This window comes from Methylobacter sp. Wu8 (genome assembly GCF_036440755.1).
GTDB lineage: Bacteria > Pseudomonadota > Gammaproteobacteria > Methylococcales > Methylomonadaceae > Methylobacter_A > Methylobacter_A tundripaludum_A.
In genome coordinates, this window is sequence record NZ_JAZGVT010000062.1 from 1 (window position 1) to 17,872 (window position 17,872).

At 49.6% G+C, this 17,872-nt stretch carries 14 protein-coding genes; 8 read left to right on the plus strand and 6 right to left on the minus strand.

Annotated elements, in window-relative coordinates; all coding sequences use genetic code 11:
* Positions 1-84: 84 nt before the first annotated feature.
* Entirely contained in the window at positions 85-924 is an 840-nt protein-coding gene (locus tag V3O24_RS09495) for an integron integrase (protein WP_331307129.1), read from the plus strand.
* A 377-nt stretch (positions 925-1,301) separates the two neighbouring features.
* Here the strand turns inward: V3O24_RS09495 and lnt are convergent, their stop codons facing one another.
* From lnt to V3O24_RS09510, 3 genes are all read right to left on the minus strand, one after another.
* Positions 1,302-2,882, minus strand: coding sequence for an apolipoprotein N-acyltransferase (gene lnt / locus V3O24_RS09500; RefSeq protein WP_331307074.1), 1,581 nt, complete (start codon positions 2,880-2,882; stop codon positions 1,302-1,304).
* A gap of 279 nt (positions 2,883-3,161) precedes the next feature.
* Positions 3,162-3,944 carry a ParA family protein gene (locus V3O24_RS09505; protein WP_331307075.1) on the minus strand — a complete coding sequence of 261 codons (783 nt, stop codon included), beginning with the start codon at positions 3,942-3,944 and terminating at the stop codon, positions 3,162-3,164.
* A gap of 58 nt (positions 3,945-4,002) precedes the next feature.
* Positions 4,003-4,488: a zinc ribbon-containing protein gene (locus tag V3O24_RS09510; RefSeq protein WP_104423156.1), complete on the minus strand. Its 486-nt coding sequence runs from the start codon at positions 4,486-4,488 to the stop codon at positions 4,003-4,005.
* Positions 4,489-4,573: 85 nt separating this feature from the next.
* On the opposite strand from V3O24_RS09510, the gene leuS reads away from it, so the two are divergent.
* The 3 genes from leuS to holA all read left to right on the plus strand — a co-directional run bounded on the left by leuS (position 4,574) and on the right by holA (position 8,715).
* Positions 4,574-7,024: a leucine--tRNA ligase gene (gene leuS / locus V3O24_RS09515; protein WP_331307076.1), complete on the plus strand. Its 2,451-nt coding sequence runs from the start codon at positions 4,574-4,576 to the stop codon at positions 7,022-7,024.
* A 178-nt stretch (positions 7,025-7,202) separates the two neighbouring features.
* On the plus strand, positions 7,203-7,700 hold the full coding sequence (gene lptE, locus V3O24_RS09520; protein WP_331307077.1) for an LPS assembly lipoprotein LptE: 498 nt from the start codon (positions 7,203-7,205) through the stop codon (positions 7,698-7,700).
* Position 7,701: 1 nt separating this feature from the next.
* Positions 7,702-8,715, plus strand: coding sequence for a DNA polymerase III subunit delta (gene holA / locus V3O24_RS09525; protein ID WP_331307078.1), 1,014 nt, complete (start codon positions 7,702-7,704; stop codon positions 8,713-8,715).
* 108 nt (positions 8,716-8,823) lie between these two features.
* Here the strand turns inward: holA and V3O24_RS09530 are convergent, their stop codons facing one another.
* The 3 genes from V3O24_RS09530 to V3O24_RS09540 form a co-directional block, all read right to left on the minus strand.
* A complete protein-coding gene (locus V3O24_RS09530) occupies positions 8,824-9,510 on the minus strand; it encodes a HAMP domain-containing sensor histidine kinase (protein WP_104423159.1) in 687 nt (228 codons plus the stop codon).
* A 9-nt stretch (positions 9,511-9,519) separates the two neighbouring features.
* Positions 9,520-11,142, minus strand: a complete 1,623-nt coding sequence (locus tag V3O24_RS09535; RefSeq protein WP_104423160.1) for a response regulator — start codon at positions 11,140-11,142, stop codon at positions 9,520-9,522.
* 161 nt (positions 11,143-11,303) lie between these two features.
* Entirely contained in the window at positions 11,304-12,926 is a 1,623-nt protein-coding gene (locus tag V3O24_RS09540) for a response regulator (protein WP_331307079.1), read from the minus strand.
* A gap of 105 nt (positions 12,927-13,031) precedes the next feature.
* On the opposite strand from V3O24_RS09540, the gene htpG reads away from it, so the two are divergent.
* The 4 genes from htpG (at position 13,032) to yajC (ending at position 17,804) form a co-directional block, all read left to right on the plus strand.
* On the plus strand, positions 13,032-14,960 hold the full coding sequence (htpG, locus tag V3O24_RS09545; protein ID WP_331307080.1) for a molecular chaperone HtpG: 1,929 nt from the start codon (positions 13,032-13,034) through the stop codon (positions 14,958-14,960).
* Positions 14,961-15,146: 186 nt separating this feature from the next.
* Entirely contained in the window at positions 15,147-16,046 is a 900-nt protein-coding gene (locus V3O24_RS09550) for a PfkB family carbohydrate kinase (protein ID WP_331307081.1), read from the plus strand.
* Between the two features lie 135 nt (positions 16,047-16,181).
* Complete coding sequence (gene tgt / locus V3O24_RS09555; protein ID WP_331307082.1) at positions 16,182-17,297, plus strand: tRNA guanosine(34) transglycosylase Tgt; 1,116 nt, start codon at positions 16,182-16,184, stop codon at positions 17,295-17,297.
* A gap of 156 nt (positions 17,298-17,453) precedes the next feature.
* On the plus strand, positions 17,454-17,804 hold the full coding sequence (gene yajC / locus V3O24_RS09560; RefSeq protein WP_104423165.1) for a preprotein translocase subunit YajC: 351 nt from the start codon (positions 17,454-17,456) through the stop codon (positions 17,802-17,804).
* The last annotated feature ends 68 nt before the right edge of the window (positions 17,805-17,872 follow it).

Below are 17,872 nucleotides of genomic sequence, written 5' to 3' on the forward strand. Positions count from 1 at the left end.
GTTTATAGTTTCTCATGCGCTTTCTCGTCTTTGGTCGGATTGAAAAAAGCGTGAAACTATATCAGTTAACCTTTTTCTTTTCCGATTAGTGCCGATTGCACTTATGAGTTGAATCTAAGCTATTTGGCTACGCAACGGCATGTATCCAGCTCTACCCAAAATCAAGCGTTGTCGGCGATTTTGTTTTTGTACCGCGAGGTATTGGCTGTGGATTTATCGTGGCTGGATAATTTTGAGCGCTCGAAAAAGCCCCGGCGTTTGCCTGTGGTGCTCACGATTCAGGAAATACAGGCTCTGTTGCATGAGGCTTCCGGTGCGCCTGAGCCGATTTGTTTGATCATTAAGTTATTGTACGGCACCGGTATGCGGTTGATGGAGGCGGTGCGGTTACGGGTGAAAGATGTTGATCTGGAACGCAAGGAAGTTATTGTGCGTGACGGTAAGGGCGGTAAGGATCGGGTGACTATGTTGCCGGAAAGCCTGGTGGAATCGATGCGCACTCAGCTTGCGTTGCGCCGGGTCTGGCACGAGCAGGATGTTGTTTTGGGTAAGGTCGATGTGTGGTTGCCGGATGCGCTGGCGATCAAGTATCCTAACGCTTCAAAAGAATGGGGTTGGCAATATGTGTTTGCCGCCAAAAATTATTCAGTCGATCCACGCAGAAAATCGGAACGCCGTCATCATGTTGAAGAAAAACAGGTGCAACGCTATGTCAAACTGGCTGCTCAAACGGCAGGCATCGCCAAGCCGACGAGCCCGCATACTTTACGGCACAGCTTTGCGACGCATATCTTGCAGTCGGGTTACGACATTCGTACTGTACAAGAATTGCTGGGGCATAGCGATGTCGCCACGACCATGATTTATACCCACGTGTTAAACAAAGGCGGCAAAGGCGTGGTGAGTCCGCTGGATCGGTTGTAGCGTACATCGAAAGAATTTCCTCACCCTAGCCCTCTCCCTCTCCAGCAGGAGAGGGAACAATAGCGCCGAATTTGAGTATGGTATGCCGTTAAAGTTAAGCGGTTATCGGTAAGGATATGGTCAGTAATAACTTCCCGATATTGAACGGATGAAATTTTTCCGTTCGCCCTGAGCCCTTCGGCTACGCTCAGGAGAGCCTTGTCGAAGCCTGTCATGAGCTTGTCGAATGGGGTGGGCGGAAAAATTTCGCCCTACCGCGTCAAGCCGATCATGCTTCGACAAGGCCTTTAGTCCTGAGCGTAGCCGAAGGGTCAGCACGAACGGCTTGACGACCGGAAATAGTGATTTCGGGAAGTTATTTTTAACCAAATCCTAAGTTATTTACCGTTAGTAGTGTCCAGTCGCTTTACAACCCCGATTCCCAGCAACAAAACCAAGGCCCCCCACAATAAACCCGGCACCAGCCAAAACCAGTTCTGGTAAAAAGTGGCGGGCGGGTTTTTCAGGTAAGGCACTTCGTATAAGCCTGTCCAAGCTTGGTGTATCGGCGAACGTTCCAGGATTTCTCCCGATGCCAGCGATACCGTGGATATGCCGGTATTGGTGACGCGCAATACCGGGCGGCGGAACTCCACGCCGCGGGCCAGGGTCATGTACATGTGTTGGTAGGGTTCCTGCCATGCGCCGTACCAGGAATCATTGGTCGCATTGACGATGAACTGCGCGCCGAGTTCCGCCAGCGAGCGGGTAAATCCGGGGAACAGGCTTTCGTAGCAGATTTGCGCGCCCATTTTATAGCCGTTCCAGCGCAGTAATTCGGTCGGGCCGTGGCCTCGTGCGAAATGTCCGGTGGGCGGCAGCCATTTGCGGATTTCCGGGAAAATCTGTTCGCCGGGGATGTATTCGCCGAAAGCCAGCAGGATCGATTTGCTGTAATGCGGCGGCACGATCTGACCGTCCTTGTTCAACACGAACAGGGAATTGGTAATCAGCCGGGATTTTTCATCGATGCTGTAGGCGCCGGTAATCAGCGGCAGTTGCCGGTCTTGGAGAAATTGCGCCAGCGCTACCGGGTAGTCGTCGGATTTAAAACGTTCGCCCAGCAATGCCGGGAATGCGGTTTCAGGCCACATCGCGAAGTCGATTTTGGCGTCTTGGTGAGCGCTGAGCGCGTTATCGGTCAGCGTGGTATAGCGGGTGAAGATTTCTTTGCCGTAGCCTTTGCCTAATTCTGCGGCCAGTTTTTCCGCGTTATCGATATAGGCTTGAATCAGTAGGACTTTAAACGACGCATCCGGTTGCGGCAGTCTGTTTTTAAGCCACAGGCCGCCGACATTCAGCAGCATAAAACCGGTAACGACGGCCGCCAGGATGATTTTCCCGGCGCTTTGTTTGCGCTTTTCCCAAGCGATATAAAGCGGCAGGTTGCACAGCAGGGTAGCGGCGCTGAGTCCGCTAAAACCGATCACTTCCGCCCAATGGTAAACGGGGATGTTTGATCCATACCAGGAGTAGCCGAAGTTCCAGTCGAACAGGGTCAGCGAGTAGGCTTCGCAAAGAATGGTGATCAGCGCCATCAGCCATAACGATAGCCGCTTTGACCAGTTGAATTTTTGCTGGCCCCAAAACCACAGTATGCCGGCCAGCGGTACGAACAAGTGGGCTATCAAGCCGTAGACCACCATGCCGACGGCCGCTACCGGCCAGTCCAGATGGGCGAACTCATGCAGCAGGTAAGTGACCCAGTTAAAGCCGATCAGCGTGAAAACGAAGGAGGTGATCAAGCCGCCGAGAAAAACGTTTTTTAGGCTGGTTTGCCGATTCCAGAAAATCCATAATGGAACGAAACAGAATAAAGATGCCCAGGGCGGGAAGGGGATGTAACTGGTGCCGATCAGGATGCCGGACAGGATGGGCGGTAGCCAGTATTTAATGTTGCCGGGGGTAATGCTGTTCATGGTGTTAAAGGTCGTGATGTGATTATGCGGGAGTTACGCTAGTTCCCAAGCTCCGGCTTGGGAATTCGAGAGACGAAGCTCTAGCTTCGCGAGACGGGAAGCTAGAGCTTCCAAGACTGGGTTCCCAAGCTTGGAGCTTGGGAACCAGCACAAAACCAGACCAAACCAGCAATTTTCCTGGGGTCGTTATATTTTTCCGCCTACTCTGCATCCCGCACCGCTGGAGCGGTACTGGATGCGTTTCCACGCCGGAGCATGGGAACGATAAATATGTATACCTTAGCTGCCATGAATCTCCGCATGTAACGCGCGGTATTCGTCGGTCAATTTATGATTGGGGACAAAATGCACCAGCGGTTTCGATTCGGTGTGCGATTCCCTGACCTTGACCGATGGCGAGATCATTGCGGCCAGCACCGGCAGTCCTTCGGCAATTAGCTCTTCGACTATCTGGCGGGGCATATTGGCTTGTTTTTGGTATTGGTTGACGATGATGCCTTCAACTTCAAGATTGTGATTATGGTCGGCTTTGACTTCAGCGACCACCTGCATTAGTGAATACAAGGCTTCCCTGGCAAAGGTGTCGCAATCGAAAGGGATCAGGCATTTGCCGGCTGCGATTAACGCGGACTGGCTGTAAAAGTTCAGGATAGGCGGGGTGTCCATATAGATTTCATCGAAACCTTCGAGCTTTTCCAGCGCCTCTTTCAATTTGAAGATTTTCATCCGCGATTCCAATCGGCTTTGCAACGGTTCAAGCTCGGGGTGGGATGGAATGACGAACAAATTGGGGAACGGGGTCTCATGTATCGCGCTTTCCAGGCCGGAACCGGACGAACCGCCGCCAAACAGGGACAGGCTCAGCGTATCTTTGAAGAAGTGAGCAATCGTCTTGTCGCTATCGCTGACTTTTTCGCCGAGCAGGTATTGCGTTGAATTGCCCTGAACATCGAGGTCGATGACTAAGGTACGCTTACCTTCAACGGCACTGATGGCGGCTAAATTGCACGTAATAGTCGATTTGCCGACGCCGCCTTTCTGGTTGAAAATGACTCTGCGCATGTTATCCCCGTTAAATCAAATAGTTGAAAGCCGCATTATAAGCCTTGGACCGCTAATATCAAATACGGATAAAGGTTTTGCCGTGGCATTGCGGGCATTCGGGGATTTCGCTCGGTGTTTTGAACGCAATTTCCTTGCCGCAGTCGTCGCAGATAAAAGTTCCCGGCACGGTAATGTCGCCGCTGTGATAGGTGTGCGCTTTCGCTAATTGTTCAATTTTCGCCAGTTCCAGGCGGGTTTTATCGGCAAGGCTTAAAAAGGCGTCCAGCGTGAAGTTTTCAATCAACTCAATATCGAATTTAAACCATTCGGATAAAGACTCCTTGTCTTCCTCAGCAGACAAACCATGCGCCGCATGCTCGATGTCGCGTTTAACAAACTCTGAAACCCTGTCCAATTCCTCACTGGTCAAATCACTGTCTTTTCCGGTTTTTTCTTTTGATATTTCCAGCGCTTCGGCAAACGAATGCAGCGTATCTTCCATGGTTTCATGGAGATGCTTCATAAAATCGGTATAGGCGGTGACAAGTTTGTTTTTATTCATAAGGGTTGGGCTCCTGAAAATGGCGCTTTAGATTTAAGCAACTGTACGGTATTCTAACGCTTTTGACTGGTAAAAGACGAGAAGGATGCAAGAAAATTATAAGCCGTTGGCAATCGAGCAAGAAGTACAGGCCGCCTGGGACGCTTCGGGCGTGTTTAATGTGTCTGAATCGTCAACACAAGATAAATACTATTGTTTGTCCATGTTCCCTTACCCCAGCGGCAAGCTGCACATGGGGCATGTCCGCAACTACACGATCGGCGACGTGATCAGCCGCTACCAGCGCATGTTGGGCAAGAATGTGATGCAGCCTATGGGCTGGGACGCGTTCGGCTTGCCGGCGGAAAATGCCGCGATGCAGCACGGCGTACATCCGGCCGACTGGACCTACAGTAACATCGACTATATGCGCGACCAGCTCAAGCGGCTGGGTTTCGGCTATGACTGGAAGCGCGAACTGGCCACCTGCAATCCGCATTATTATAAGTGGGAGCAATGGTTTTTCCTGAAGCTGCTGGAAAAAGGCCTGGTTTACAAAAAAACCGCGCCGGTCAACTGGTGCCCGCATGACATGACCGTTTTGGCCAACGAGCAGGTTATCGACGGTTGCTGCTGGCGTTGCGACACGCAAGTCGAACGCAAGGAAATCGCCCAGTGGTTCTTAAAAATCACCGCCTACGCGGATGAACTGCTCGCCTCGCTGGAAACGCTGGACGGCTGGCCGGAACAGGTTAAAACCATGCAGGCCAACTGGATAGGCCGCTCCGAAGGCGTGGAGATGAATTTCCAGGTTCCTGGTTCGGATCAGCCTTTGAGCATCTACACCACGCGCCCCGATACCTTGATGGGCGTGACCTATCTGGCCGTGGCGGCGGAACATCCGCTGGCGCTGAAAGCCGCGGAAACCAATGCTGAAATCAGCGCATTTATCGATGACTGCAAGATGATGGAAACTTCGGAAGCGGCCATGGAAACCATGGAAAAGCGCGGTATCGATTCCGGCATCAAGGCGCTGCATCCGATCACCGGCGAACAAGTTCCGGTCTGGATCGCCAATTTCGTGTTGATGGGTTACGGCACCGGCGCGGTGATGTCCGTTCCTGCTCATGATCAACGCGATTTTGAGTTTGCTCTTAAGTACGGCATTGCTATCAAACAGGTGATTTTTGCCAAAGACGGCGGAGACGATGATTGTTCGGAGCAGGCTTACACGGTAAAAGGCGTGTTAAAGAATTCGGGCGCATTTGACGGGTTAACGTCTGAACAAGCTTTTGCAGCCATTTCCGAAACGCTGGAAAAAGACCAAAAAGGCCAGCGCAAAACCAATTTCAGGTTGCGCGACTGGGGCGTTTCCCGTCAGCGTTACTGGGGCGCGCCGATCCCGGTCATTTATTGCGACGACTGCGGCACGGTTCCGGTTCCCGAGCGGGATTTGCCGGTCGAGCTGCCCAGGGATGTCGTGCTGGACGGTTCGCAATCGCCTTTGGTCGCTCATCCGACTTTCTCCCATACGACTTGTCCGACTTGCGGCACGGCGGCGCGCCGGGAAACCGATACCTTCGATACCTTTATGGAATCGTCCTGGTATTTTGCGCGGTTCGCCGGTAATAACCCGGACAGCATGCTCGATCAAAGCGCCAAATACTGGCTGCCGGTCGATCATTATATCGGCGGCATCGAACACGCTATCTTGCATTTGTTGTATGCGCGGTTTTACACCAAGCTGATGCGCGATGAAGGTTTGCTGATTTGCGACGAGCCGTTTAAAAGGTTGCTGACCCAAGGCATGGTGCTCAAAGACGGCAGCAAAATGTCCAAATCCAAGGGCAACACGGTTGATCCGCAAGGCCTGATCGATCAATACGGCGCGGATACCGTGCGTCTGTTCATCATGTTTGCAGCGCCGCCGGAGCAATCGCTGGAATGGTCCGACAGCGGCGTGGAAGGCGCGTTCCGTTTCCTGAAACGGCTCTGGAAACAGGCTTACCAGCATTGCGATGCCGGTGGTTCTAAAGCGCCGCTGGATAAGCAGGCGTTAACCGCAGAGCAACAGGCGGTGCGCCGCCAGCTCCATCTGGCTATCCAGAAAGCAACCGACGATTTCGGCAGGCGCTATACCTTTAATACCGTGATTGCCGCAAACATGGAGCTGATCAACACCTTGTCAAAGTTTGTCGATGATTCGGACAACGGCAAGGCGATCAGGCAGGAGGTGTTGGAAGCCATTGTGCTGATGTTGTCGCCGATAGTGCCGCATATCTGCCATCAACTGTGGCTGGATCTGGGCCATCAGCAGGCGGTGGTCGGCGCGTCATGGCCCGAGGTCGATGCAACGGCATTGGAACAGGACGCCCTGGAGTTGGTGCTACAGGTGAACGGCAAGTTGCGCAGTAAGATGTCGGTATCAATCAACGCATCTAAAGACGAAATAGAGGCAATGGCGCTGAGTGACGAACATGTGATGCGCTTTATTGAAGGCCTGCCGATCAAAAAGGTGATAATTGTGCCGAAAAAATTGGTCAATATTGTTGTTTAGGTGAAAGACGAAAGACGAAAGACGAAGGGCGAAGGGCGAAGGGCGAAAAAAAGCTTGCATTTGGATTTAAGGAGCGCTGCAATTTTTAGCCTTTAGCCTTTAGCCTTTAGCCTTTAGCCTTTAGCCTTTAGCCTTTAGCCTTTTTGTCACCCATGTTCTATTCATTAGGGAGAAAAGTGTGTTAATAAAAAAAGCAGCCATCTTTGTTATGGCTTTGTTATTGAGCGCTTGCGGGTATCATTTGCGGGGCGCTATTCAATTGCCTGAAAATATGAAAAGTATTTATGTCGAGGGCGGGTCCGGGGCTCTGCTCGAACAATTCAAACAGGTTATGAAGGCGTCTTCTGCCCAGCTTTCAAATTCTCGTGCGGGGGCGGGTATTGTTATCAAGATATTTAACGAGGACTTTAACCGGCGCGTGTTGTCGCTGAGTGCCAGAGGCAAGTCCAACGAGTTTGAACTCAATTACCGGCTGGACTATGAATTCGCCAATGCGAAGGATGTCACGTTGATGGAGAGGCAGTCGGTTGAAATCAAACGCGACTATTACAACGATCAGCAATATATTATTGCCAAAGATAATGAAGAAACCGGGATACGCAACGAAATGTACCAGCAGGCGGTGCAGACCATCGTCAATCGCGCCAGGGTGGTATTAGAGTCAGGCGCGAAATAATATGCGGCTCAAGCCTGAGCAAATGGCTGCGGCGTTGCAAAAGGATTTGGCGCCGGTTTATTTTATTAGCGGCGATGAACCGTTGCAGCTTGGCGAGTTGGCGGATGCGATCAGGGCGGCGGCACGAAAAGCCGGTTATGACAGTCGCGACGTTCTGGTTGCCGACGCCGGGTTTTCATGGAATGAATTAACGGAGTCGGCAGGTTCATTATCTATTTTTGCCGATAAAAAGATTATTGATTTAAGGCTGCCCGCCGGTACGCCGGGTACTGACGGTGCGAAAGTTCTGATCGACTACTGTGAGCGCGTGCCGGAGGATACGCTGCTGCTGATTACCGCAGCAAAACTGGCCGGCGCCTCCTTAAAATCGCGCTGGTTTCAGGCTTTGGATAAGGTTGGCTGCGTTATTCAGGTCTGGCCGTTAGAGGGACAGGATTTAATCCGCTGGTTGCAGCAAAGAATGCAGCGGCGCGGGTTACAGGCGGAAATGGAAGGGATAAAGATATTGGCTTCCAGGATTGAAGGCAATCTGCTGGCCGCCGCCCAGGAAATAGAAAAACTTTATGTATTATACGGCGCCGGACAGTTAAGCAATCAGCAGATTTTTGATGTGGTGGCCGACAGCTCCAGGTTTGACGTGTTTAAGCTGATGGATGGCGTACTGGCGGCCAGGGTAGGTAGAATCTTAAAGATATTGTCCGGTTTGCGTTCGGAAGGCATCGCGGCCCCTGTGGTGTTATGGGCTGTGACGCGTGAAGCTAGGGCGTTGATCAGGATTAAGCAGGCGTTGGCTCAGGGGCAAAACAGAGCGCTGGTTTTTAAAAACAATCAAATTTGGGACAAGCGCCAGCAGCTGGTTAGTGACGCATTGAGCAGGTTGACGGATGGCGATCTCAACAGTATTTTAGTCTTGAGTGCAAAAGCTGATCGGCAGATTAAAGGCCGGCAGCAAGGCGAACCCTGGGAAACGCTGCTGGATATTTGCTTGATGTTTGGGCTAAAGGCTAAAGGCTAAAGGCTAAAGGCTAAAGGCTAAAGGCTAAAGGCTAAAGGCTAAAAATTTGAAATACTCCTAAACTTAAATGCAAGCTTTTTTCGCCCTTCGTCTTTTGTTTTTCTTCTCTTACGGCAAATACAATTTAAACCTAGCTCCGCCGAACTGACTATTATTGTCGGTTACAATAAATCCGTGCTTATCGTCTTTGACATGTAATTGTGCAATGGTCTCGGTAAAAAACAAGCCCAGTCCGGTATTGCCGGTAGCCAGATCAACCTGGTGGAGTTGTTTATAGTCGGGCGACATCAGGTTTTCCGGATAGCCTTTGCCGTCGTCTTCAATACAAAAAACAATATAATCATCTTCTTCTGAGGCGGAAATCAGAACCTTGCTTTTGCAATAGCGCTGTGCGTTATTGACCAGCGTGCAGAGGGCGTTGCTGATCATCGCGCTGTCGCAATAACAAAACAGGTCGCCGTGGCATTCGGTAATGAGTTGAACATTGCCCAAAGATAATAAGGTGGATTGCTGGGCGACAATGTCCTCCAATATATCGGCGGCGCTATGCTCGTCTACACTTAGGCTGAATTGGGATAAATCAATTTTATAAAGTGTCAGTAACTGCATGAGGCTATTGTTCATGCGGTTGGTTTCAAATTCCAGTTGTCTGAATTCCGTGGGTTTTGGGTCCTGATAGATGTTTTCAAGCTGACCGACCAGAGCTCGAAGAGCTGTCAATGAATTCTTTATGTCATGCACTGAAGAGGCCAGAATGGCGGGAAAACCGATTGAAAGCATATGGGTATTAGACATTTTGGCGGCTTATTGGTTAGATTTATTTTGAATAGTGTCCAGTTCTACTTGAAGGCCACCGATTTGATTGTGAGGTATGCCTATCTGAACGCCTTTATTGATATAGGTTTGAGCGCTGATGATTTTTTCCGGGTCGGGTTTAGATGTTTTAAGATCGTGAATAATGATTTTTATCAGGTTTAACAGGACCGTCTGGTTGCTAGGCATTTTGGCAATCGCTTGTTTAAAAACCTCTAGGGCGCCTTTAACGTTACCTTCCTGGAACAAGCTGACGCCTCTATTGTTGATGTCGACCAATTCTTTCTTTATCTGCCGAATCAGTGTTTCTGCGTAGTTTTCGCCGATAATGGCGTCGCATAGGGTTACAATGTCTTTGATAAAAAGCTTGTCATCAATATTGGTTTTAACCAAATCGTTAAGAATTTCATCGCAAGTTTCGTTGTTTCCATTCAGATAAAAAGTTTTTGCCATTTCCAGGCGAAGCTCGCGGGAAATCTGTTTGTTAAACTGTTGGTTCAGTTTCACTGTTTTTTCGTGGGCCTGTTGGGCCAGTGCTTTGTTGCCTTTTGCCTGATGAATTTCGGTTTCCAGCAGGGAAGCTCTAAGTTTTGCTTCAGGATCATTGTGAAACTGCTGATTCAGTTCGTACAGTATTTTCAGCGCCTCGTCGGATGCGTTGCTTTTTAAGTAAACGTTGGCCAATCCTGAATAGTCGCCGGATGACCGGTGTATAGAGTTTTTGCCCAGTTTGATCGTCGCTGTATAAGCTTTTTTGGCAACCGGGAGGTTTTCGGTTTTATCGGCCAGCGACGCCAGTTTTTTTTGTCTTAAGATGGACATCGGCGAAAGCGTAACAGCCGAATTAAGTGAAGATACCGCATGCTCGTCGTTACCCATGGCTTCGTGCGCTTTAACCAGCCAGTCGTAAGCTTCCAGCATCATCGGATATTGCTCGATAAGGTCCTGAAATGTCTTGATGGCTTGGTCGAAATCGCCGAGAAAAAAAGCCACAACACCCAAGCCCAATCTGGCCCAAGGGAGTTCCCGTTCATGTAGAATATTCCGATAAATTTTCTCAGCCGTTTTAAAATCCCCAACCTTAACGGTCAGTTCGGCATGCAGCTTTAATAATTGCATGCGCATTTTTTTGTCATCTTGCTGGAGCAGCCTTTCGCAATTCTGTATGGCTTGGTAGAGATTGCCGTTGTCTATTTCATTTTCAATGCAGGCCAGGTATGTCTTGCGGGCGTGGCATCTTTCAATACGGTTTAATAATTGCAGCCGGTTAAAAGGTTTAATCAGATACTCGTCGGGCTTGTTGTCGATGGTGCTAAGCACCATCTCCAGGCGCTGTTCAAAAGTGACCATGATAAAGATGGCGTTAACCGGCAATAGCTTAAGATACCGGGCTTCTTCCAGAACCTGTTGGCCGTTTTTGCCTTTGGGTAGGTTGTAATCGCAGAGCACGATATCGAACCGGTTAATTTTCATCGCGGTGAGCGCGTTAACACCGGATTCCGTCTCGACAATAAACTGGGCGTTAAATAAACCCAGAATATGTTTAATGGTTTCGCGCATGATCGCTTGATTTTCGACGACCAATATTTTTTTTGATGAGAGGTTTATTGCCATAAGGGATTATTTAACCTTATATTTCATCCGTTTGAATTGGGCTTGAGAAATAATGAGTCCTTAGTCTTAGTGCCTCAGGCTGTCCTTTATATTATGCGCCGAACAGTCCAGAATAGCGGAAAACCGATTGGCGGCATGTGAATATTAGACCTTTTGGCGGCTTATTGGTTAGATTTATTTTGAATGGTGTCCAGCTCTGCTTGAAGGCCGCCGATTTGGTTGTGCGGTATGCCTATTTGAACGGCTTTATTGATATAGGCTTGAGCGCTGATGATCTTTTCCGGGTTGGTTTTAGATGTTTTAAGATCGTGAATGATGATTTTTATCAGGTTTAACAGGACCGTTTGGTTGCTAGGCATTTTGGCAATGGCTTGTTCGAAAACCGTTAGAGCGCCTTTAATGTTACCTTCTTGAAACAGGCTGACGCCTTTGTTGTTGATGTCGACCAATTCTTTTTTTATGTGTTGGATCAATGATTCGGCATAGCTTTCGCCGATAATGGTGTCGCATAGGGTTACGATGTCTTTGATGAAGGACTTGTCGTCAATATTGGTTCTAACTAAATCGTTAAGAATTTCATCGCAAGTTTCGTTGTCTCCGTTCAGATAAAAAGCCTTCGCCATTTCCAGGCGAAGCTCCCGGGAAATCTGTTTGTTAAACTGTTCGTTCAGTTTAACTGTTTTTCCATAGGCCTGCTCGGCCAGCGCCGAATTGCCTTTTGTCTGATGAATCTCGGCTTCCAGCAGGGAGGCTCTAAGTTTTGCCTCAGGGTCATTGTGAAACTGCTGATTCAGTTCGTACAGTATTTTCAGCGCCTCGTTGGCGGCGTTGCTTTTTAAGTAAACGTTGGCCAAGCCCGCATAGTCGGCGGATGACCGGTGTATAGAGTTTTTGCCCAGTTTGATCGTCGCTGTGTAGGCTTTTTTAGCAACCGGGAGGTTTTCGGTTTTATCGGCCAGCAACGCCAGTTTTTTTTGTCTTAAGATGGACATCGGCGAAAGCGTAACGGCCGAATTAAGTGAAGATACCGCATGCTCGTCGTTACCCATTGATTCGTGTGTTTTAACCAGCCAGTCGTAAGCTTCCAGCATCATCGGGTACTGCTCGATAAGATCCTGGAAAGTCTTGACGGCTTGGTCATAATAGCCGAGAAAGAAAGCCACTACGCCCAAGCCCAATCTGGCCCAGGGAAGTTCCCGTTCATGCAGAATGTCTTGATAAATTTCCTCGGCTTTTTTAAAGTTTCCAACCTTAAGGGCCAGTTCGGCATACATTTTTAATAATTGCATGCGCATTTTTTTATCATCCAGTTGCAGCAGCTTTTCGCAATTATATATAGCCTTGTATAGATTGCCGCTGTCTATTTCATTTTCAACGCTGGTCAGGTATGTTTTACGGGAATAGCATCTTTCGATACGGTTTAATAGTTGCAGCCGGTTAAAAGGTTTAATCAGGTAGTCGTCGGGCTTGTTGTCGATGGCGCTAAGCACCATCTCCAGGCTCTGTTCGCAAGTGACCATGATAAAGATGGCGTTGACCGGCAATAATTTAAGATGCCTGGCTTCTTCCAGAACCTGTTGACCGTTTTTTCCTCTGAGCAGATTGTAGTCGCAGAGCACAATATCAAACTTGTCAATTCTCATCGCAGTGATTGCGTTGATGCCGGATTCCGCTTCAACAATAAACCGGGCGCCAAACGAACCCAGAATATGTTTAATGGTTTCGCGCATGATCGCTTGATCTTCGACAACCAATATTTTTTTTGATGCCAGGTTTATTGCCATAAGGAATTACTTAATCTGATATTCAATCTGTCTTATTCGGGCTTGAAAAAAACCAATGCGTCCCAATATTGGCGTTAATCTTATAATTAATCAGGATTAATAAACATGACTGTTGAAGCAAAAAAAGAAACATTAGGCTTTGAAACCGAAGTTAAGCATCTGCTGCATTTAATGATTCATTCGTTATATAGTAACAAGGAAATTTTCTTACGGGAATTGATTTCCAATGCGTCGGATGCGGCGGACAAGCTGCGCTTTGAGGCGCTGTCCAATGACGGTTTGTACGAAGGCGATAGCGAGTTGAAAATTCGCCTGGAATACGACAAAGACAAACGCACTATTACCATCATCGATAATGGCATCGGCATGACCCGTGCGGAAGTTCAGGAACATATCGGCACCATTGCGAAATCGGGCACCAAACAGTTTTTTCAAGCATTAACCGGCGACCAGGCCAAAGACAGCGAATTAATCGGCCAGTTCGGCGTGGGTTTTTATTCAGCGTTCATCGTTGCCGACAAAGTGACCTTAACCACCCGCAAGGCCGGCGCCGACAAGAGCGAAGGCGTGCGCTGGGAATCTGCGGGCGAGGGCGATTACACGCTCGAATCGGTGGAAAAAGTCCAACGCGGCACCGAGATTGTGCTGCATTTGAAAGAAGACGAAAGCGAGTTTCTGGACGTCTACCGCATCCGCTCCATCGTCAGAAAATTCTCCGACCATATCTCGCTGCCTATCGTGATGGACAAAGAAGTCCCGCCATCGATGGGCGAAGAAGGCGAGGAGGAAAAACCGGGGGAAATCGTCGAAGAGACCGTCAATTCGGCTTCCGCATTGTGGACTAAAGCCCGTCAGGACATTACCGATGAGGCTTATAACGAATTTTACAAGCACGTAGGGCACGATTTTCAAGACCCGTTAACCCATGTGCACAGCAAAGTGGAAGGCACCAATGAATATACTTTGCTGCTTTATGTGCCGTCGCGCGCGCCGTTCGACCTGTGGGACAGGGACGCCAAGCACGGGGTAAAACTGTACATCCGCAAAGTGTTCATTACCGACGATGCCGAGCAGCTGATGCCGCGCTATTTGCGCTTTATCAGGGGGATTATCGATGCGAACTCACTGCCGCTGAACGTATCGCGGGAAATCCTGCAACAGAGCAAGCAAATCAGCGCTATCAAGTCGGGCGCAGTCAAGAAAGTGCTGGGCATGCTGGAGGATTTGGCCAAGACTGAACCGGAAAAATATGAGAAATTCTGGTCTCAATTCGGCCCGGTCATCAAGGAAGGCCCGATTGAAGATCACGCCAATAAAGAGCGTGTCGCCAAATTGCTGCGTTTCGCTTCAACCTATGCCGATACCGACAAACAGGACGTTACGCTGGAAGCTTATGTCGGCCGAATGAAAGAAGGGCAGGACAAGATTTACTATGTCACCGCAGACACTTTCTCGGCCGCTAAAAACAGTCCGCACCTGGAGATTTTCCGCAAGAAAGGCATAGAAGTCTTGTTGTTGTCTGACCGTATCGACGAATGGTTGGTGTCTAACCTGGACGAATTCGACGGTAAGCATCTCCAGTCTGTCGCTAAAGGCGATCTGGACCTGGGCGTTTTGGACGCCGAAGAGGACAAAGAAGCGCAGGAAGAAGTGAACAAGGATTTTGAAACCGTGTTGAAGCAGATTAAAGACGTGCTGGCCGATAAAGTCAGCGAAGTGCGTTTGAGTCATCGTTTGACCGAATCGCCCGCCTGTCTGGTGGCCGACGTTTACGGCATGAGCCTGAACATGGAAAGAATTATGAAGGAAGCCGGACAAGGTTTGGGCATGGGAATGGGCAGAAAGCCGATCTTCGAGCTCAACCCGACCCATCCGCTGGTGGTTAAAATGAAAGAAGAGCAAGACGATGCCCGTTTTGCCGACCTGACCCATATCCTGTTCGATCAAGCCATACTCAGCGAAGGCGGGCAGCTGGATGATCCGGCGGCTTTTGTGCATAAATTGAACGGTTTATTGCAGGGCTTGTTGCATTAATCATTGAGAAACAAAAAAGGCTGGAGAATATCCGGCCTTTTTTATGTGTGATGGTGCTGCATTGCTTGTCAGTTTTTAACTGAAGACGCACTTTATCTGGCTTGTGAGTATGAACGGCAACTATAGTAATGGTATTTTATGGCGTATCCCCTTTTGTACCGTACACAAAACAATGAATGAAAGTTAATGAGTAACAACCGGATCACTATTTTCGGCGAGGTGCTGTTCGATCATTTTCCCGATGGCAGTTGCGTGTTGGGTGGGGCGCCGTTTAACGTCGCTTGGCATCTTCAGGCTTTTGGCCAGGAGCCGTTTTTTATCAGCCGGGTTGGCCAGGATCGGCTGGGCGATTCCATTCGCTCGGCCATGCAGTCATGGGGCATGGATTTATCGGGCTTGCAACTGGATCGGGCCTATCCGACCGGGACCGTGCAGGTCTCTATCGAACAGGGCGAACCGAGTTATGCGATCGTGCCGGAACAGGCTTACGATTTTATCGCCGCCGATGAATTGGCAACTGCGCAATCCGGCGGCTTGCTTTATCACGGCACCCTGGCCCTGCGTCATGCTGACTCCAGGCGGACTCTGGAGACATTGAAAGCGCGGCATAAAGGCGCGTTATTTATGGATGTTAATTTGCGCGCGCCCTGGTGGAATAAAGCTGAAGTGCTAAAGCGGGTTGGCGATGCCGATTGGGTCAAACTGAACCATCATGAGTTACAGGCGCTGCATCCGGGAACCGGCGATATCAATGTCGATATGCGGATGTTTCGAGCGGAGTACGACCTGGCGGGATTGGTTGTGACTTGCGGAGAACAAGGAGCGATGGCTGTTAATGCGAATGACGAAGTTGTTGCCGTCGCGCCGGTTGATGCCTTAGCGGTGGTTGATACGGTCGGCGCCGGAGATGCTTTTGCGTCGGTGTTGTTGCTCGGCATTAATCAGGGCTGGCCGTTGCAACTGACGATGGAGCGGGCGCAGGCTTTTGCGTCGGCGCTGGTCGGCCAACGCGGTGCAACGGTGCAGGATCCTCGGTTCTATCGGTCGTTTGTGGATTTATGGGGGCTGGTAGCTGCTGCTAAATAGTTCCTTAATTCAGCTTCGGCGCAGCGTATTGATCAATCAAATCCCGCGTCAATCAAACAGCGTTTTAATGCTTCACATGTACATTCATTTAAAAAGTCTGGATAATTCCCAGCCTTCAATGCACTCTTCATTTTTATGGATTTCAAATTAATTAATACGGACGGCCATGCGCGGCGCGGCCAGCTTACCTTTGCCCGCGGCATCGTGGAAACCCCGATTTTTATGCCGGTCGGCACTTATGGAACGGTTAAGGCGCTGACACCCGATGAGCTGACCGGTATCGGTGCGCAGATTATTCTCGGCAATACCTTTCATTTAATGCTCCGTCCCGGTATGGATGTGGTCAAGGCGCACGGCGATTTGCACGATTTTATGCGCTGGGACAAGCCGATATTGACCGACTCCGGCGGCTTCCAGGTATTCAGCCTGGGCGCGTTAAGAAAAATCACCGAGCAAGGCGTGACCTTCAAATCGCCGATCAACGGCAGTTCCATTTTTATGGGGCCTGAAGAATCGATGCAGGTGCAGCGCGATTTGGGTTCGGACATCGTGATGATTTTCGATGAATGCACGCCGTATCCTGCGACGGTCCATGAGGCGGCCGAGTCGATGCGCCTGTCGTTGCGTTGGGCGGCGCGCAGCAAGGCGGCCCATGAAGGCAATGCGTCGGCTTTGTTCGGCATTGTGCAGGGCGGGATGTACGAGAATCTGCGCGAGGAATCGATAGCCGGTCTGGTGGACATCGGTTTTGACGGCTATGCGATCGGCGGCCTGTCGGTCGGCGAACCCAAGGAAGAGATGATGGCGACGCTGGATGTAGTGCATCCCAAAATGCCGGTCGATAAGCCGCGCTATCTGATGGGTGTCGGCACGCCGGAAGATTTGGTGGAGGCGGTCAGGCGCGGTATCGATATGTTCGATTGCGTGATGCCGACCCGCAACGCCCGCAACGGCCATCTTTTTACCACGTTCGGCGTGGTGAAGATCAGGAACAGCCAGTATGAGTTCGATACCGGTCCTCTGGACGAGTCCTGCGGCTGCTATACCTGCAGGAATTTTTCCAGAGCCTATTTGCGGCATCTGGATAAATGCAAGGAAATGTTGGGTTCAAGGCTCAATACCATTCATAACCTTTATTATTACCTGAACCTGATGCAAGGCTTGCGCGATGCGATTGAAAGGCAAGAGCTGGATATTTTTGTCAAGCAATTTTACCAACAACGAGGAAAAGCCGTGCCGACTGTGGCATAATGGCAAACTTTTTAGTGTAGCTGCTCAGTAGTTGGAAAATAGAATGCGGATTTAAAAACGTGTCATCCGTATTTATTATCCAATAGGACTAATATCCGCTGAATAGCCGTTTTTTATAACATAATTATTTTAATAACAATAATCCCGAGGATCACCATGAGTTTTTTAATTTCCGACGCTGTAGCCGCAGCTGCTCCCGCCGCCCAACAACCCGGCATTGAAGGCATGATATTCCCGCTGGGCATATTGGTGTTTTTTTATTTTTTGTTTCTGCGTCCGCAATCCAAGCGCGCGAAAGAGAAAAAACAAATGCTCGCCACGATTAATAAAGGTTCTGAAGTGGTCACTTCGGGCGGGATTTTAGGCAAGGTTGTCGATTTGGATGAGAATTTCGTCAAGCTCGAGATCTGCGACAATACCTTTATTCAAGTACAGCGGCACAGTATCGAGAACATGATGCCGAAGGGAACTTACAAAGCGATAACCAAAAAAGTCGCTAAAGTTTAATGTCATTGCGCGTAGGATGGGTAGAGCATTGCGAAACCCATCGTATAGACGATTGATTATGATGGGTT

Bases quoted from the DNA above. Each gene is read 5' to 3' on its own strand.
- lnt (WP_331307074.1), bottom strand. From the start codon at position 2,882: ATGAACAGCATTACCCCCGGCAACATTAAATACTGGCTACCGCCCATC.
- V3O24_RS09505 (WP_331307075.1), bottom strand. From the start codon at position 3,944: ATGCGCAGAGTCATTTTCAACCAGAAAGGCGGCGTCGGCAAATCGACT.
- V3O24_RS09510 (WP_104423156.1), bottom strand. From the start codon at position 4,488: ATGAATAAAAACAAACTTGTCACCGCCTATACCGATTTTATGAAGCAT.
- leuS (WP_331307076.1), top strand. From the start codon at position 4,574: ATGCAAGAAAATTATAAGCCGTTGGCAATCGAGCAAGAAGTACAGGCC.
- holA (WP_331307078.1), top strand. From the start codon at position 7,702: ATGCGGCTCAAGCCTGAGCAAATGGCTGCGGCGTTGCAAAAGGATTTG.
- V3O24_RS09530 (WP_104423159.1), bottom strand. From the start codon at position 9,510: ATGTCTAATACCCATATGCTTTCAATCGGTTTTCCCGCCATTCTGGCC.
- V3O24_RS09535 (WP_104423160.1), bottom strand. From the start codon at position 11,142: ATGGCAATAAACCTCTCATCAAAAAAAATATTGGTCGTCGAAAATCAA.
- V3O24_RS09540 (WP_331307079.1), bottom strand. From the start codon at position 12,926: ATGGCAATAAACCTGGCATCAAAAAAAATATTGGTTGTCGAAGATCAA.
- htpG (WP_331307080.1), top strand. From the start codon at position 13,032: ATGACTGTTGAAGCAAAAAAAGAAACATTAGGCTTTGAAACCGAAGTT.
- V3O24_RS09550 (WP_331307081.1), top strand. From the start codon at position 15,147: ATGAGTAACAACCGGATCACTATTTTCGGCGAGGTGCTGTTCGATCAT.
- tgt (WP_331307082.1), top strand. From the start codon at position 16,182: ATGGATTTCAAATTAATTAATACGGACGGCCATGCGCGGCGCGGCCAG.
- yajC (WP_104423165.1), top strand. From the start codon at position 17,454: ATGAGTTTTTTAATTTCCGACGCTGTAGCCGCAGCTGCTCCCGCCGCC.